Here is a 2,642-nt window from a genome sequence, read left to right on the forward strand (position 1 = left end):
CTAAATCACCAATATTTGAAGGAATTTCACCTTCTAATTGATTCATAAATAATTGTAGACTTGTTAAAGAAGTAATTGTAGTTAATTCATTAGGAATATTTCCATATATTTTATTAAAACCTAAATTCAAATATTTAAGGGATTTTAAATTACCAATAGAAGTAGGTAATTGTCCATTTAAGTTATTCATGCTTAAATTTATTTCGGTAACTGTACTATTTTCAACAGTTATACCGTGCCAAGTATTCACATCTTTGTCTAAATCCCAAGTGTTATTCCAATTGTCACCATTAGTTGATTCAAACAAATCAATTAATGCATTTTTTTCTAAATCTGAAATTTGAGAATATGAAAACTGAGCTAATGTCAAAAAGAACAATGTTATTAGGGCTATTTTTTTCATTTTCAATAGGTTTAGAGGTTTAACTAATCTTATAATTATTTAGCTAAAGTATATAATCATTTTCAATCTACCAAATAAAAATACCATTTGTTAGTATTTTCATACTGTTTATTATTAAAAAGTGTATATTTATTAGAGTAGAAGTTTTTAAAGAGTTTGAATTAAGAAGAAAATTTTCTTAATAAATTAAGATTCAGATTAGTTAATAATAGATATAATTTAGCCAATGTTTAATTTTCATCTCCATTATATTAATGTTTTTTTTTAAAACAATTTTATGATAAATTGATATTTACGAATAAAAAAAAGTCACTCTGTAATGAGTGACTTTTTTTTAAACAAAATTGTAATTATATAAACTAAATTATTACTGTTGTAAATTAGATGTTAGCGTATTTGTTGAAGCTTCAATATTTCTTGGATTGTTTTCAAAATCAAGATTTGTAAGTCTCGGCAAGTTTTTTATAGATTTATTAATAGATCCAATAAATCTATTATTATTTAAAAGTAATGTTTCAAGATATTTTAGGTTGCTTAATTCAAATGGAACTTCACCTTCAAATAAATTATTAGCTAAAGTCAATTCTTTTAAATTTGTAAGGTTACCAATTGTATAAGGGATGGTCCCGTATAATGAATTATCAAAAATACTTAAAGTTTTTAAATTTGTTAAATTTCCAATTTCTGTAGAAAGTTGTCCAGATAAATTATTACTACTTACATGAATAGTTTCAAGAGTTTTAATACTATAAATTGAAGCTGGTAAATATCCACTTAATAAGTTATTAAAAAGAACAAGTTCTTTTAAGTTTACTAAATTTCCAATATTTGAAGGAATATCACCTTCTAATTGATTCATAAATAATTGAAGACTTGTTAAAGAAGTAATTGTAGTTAATTCGTTAGGAATATTTCCATTTATTTTATTAAAACCTAAATTCAAATTTTGAAGCGATTGTAAATCACCAATAGAAGTAGGTAATTGTCCATTCAAATTATTCATACTTAAATTTATTTCGGTAACTGTGTTATTTTCAACAGTTATACCGTGCCAAGTATTTACATTTTTTTCTAAATCCCAAGTGCTATTCCAATTTTCACCATTAGTTGAGTTATATAAATCAATTAATGCATTTTTTTCTAAATCTGAAATTTGAGAATATGTAACTGAGGCTATTGTAAAAAAGAACAATGTTATTAGGGTTGATTTTTTCATAATTTTAGGGACTATGGGGTTAATTATATTTGAAATCTTTAGCTAAAGTAATTAATTATTTTTAATCTACCAAATATATTTTACCATTTGTTATGTTTTATTCACCATTTGTTAAAATATTTATACGTTTTGTTTTTTGATCATTTTAATTGAAAAAATATTTTTTTTGAATTTCGCTAACTTAAATAAGGTGTTGAAAATCACTATATTTGTTAATATATTAAAAGAATAAAATTTATGAAGTTAGATGTTTTAGCAATTGGTGCTCATCCAGATGATGTAGAATTAGGTTGTGGGGCAACCATTGCAAAAGAAATTTCTTTAGGAAAAAAAGTCGGAATTTTAGATTTAACTAGAGGCGAATTAGGAACAAGAGGGTCAGCAGAAATTAGGGATAAAGAAGCTCTAGATGCAGCTCAAATTTTAGGAGTTACCATAAGAGAAAATTTAGCTTTTGCAGATGGGTTTTTTATAAATGATGAAAAGCATCAGCTTGAGATTATTAAAATTATTAGAAAATATAAACCAAAAATTGTATTGTGTAATGCTGTTGATGATCGGCATATTGATCATCCAAAAGGAAGTAAGTTAGTATCTGATGCTTGTTTTTTAGCTGGTTTATCAAAAATTAAAACGGTATTAAATGGTGTAAGTCAAGATTCTTGGCGGCCAAAACAAGTATACCATTATATTCAATGGAAAAATTTAGAACCTGATTTTGTTGTTGACGTTACCGATTTTGTTGAAATTAAGATGAACGCAGTTATGGCATACGGTTCTCAATTCTATGATCCCAAAAGTAAAGAGCCTAGTTCTCCAATTTCAAGCAAAAACTTTTTGGAAAGTATTAAATATAGGGCTCAGGATTTAGGTAGGTTGATAGGAGTAGATTATGCAGAAGGCTTCACAACAGAGCGTTATGTGGCTGTAAAAAGTTTAGATAATTTATTTTAAAATAATGTTTGAAATAAAACAGAAATGTTTTACATTTGCATCCGCAATATGGTGGTTGTAGCTCAGTTG

The 2,642-nt window shown here is 25.7% G+C and carries 2 protein-coding genes and 1 pseudogene; 1 reads left to right on the top strand and 2 read right to left on the bottom strand.

Annotated features, from left to right (window positions below):
- Together Q0352_RS09610 and Q0352_RS09615 are read right to left on the bottom strand one after the other, a co-directional pair.
- A pseudogene (locus Q0352_RS09610) lies at positions 1–403 on the bottom strand (Two component regulator three Y domain protein); the annotation flags it as partial.
- A gap of 367 nt (positions 404–770) precedes the next feature.
- Positions 771–1,619, bottom strand: coding sequence for a Two component regulator three Y domain protein (locus Q0352_RS09615; protein ID WP_299527081.1), 849 nt, complete (start codon positions 1,617–1,619; stop codon positions 771–773).
- A gap of 237 nt (positions 1,620–1,856) precedes the next feature.
- Between Q0352_RS09615 and bshB1 the strand changes: the two genes are divergently transcribed.
- Positions 1,857–2,573 (top strand): bacillithiol biosynthesis deacetylase BshB1, encoded by a 717-nt coding sequence (gene bshB1, locus Q0352_RS09620; RefSeq protein WP_299527083.1) that lies wholly within the window; start codon positions 1,857–1,859, stop codon positions 2,571–2,573.
- The last annotated feature ends 69 nt before the right edge of the window (positions 2,574–2,642 follow it).

This window comes from uncultured Lutibacter sp., from assembly GCF_937891065.1.
Taxonomy (GTDB): domain Bacteria; phylum Bacteroidota; class Bacteroidia; order Flavobacteriales; family Flavobacteriaceae; genus Lutibacter.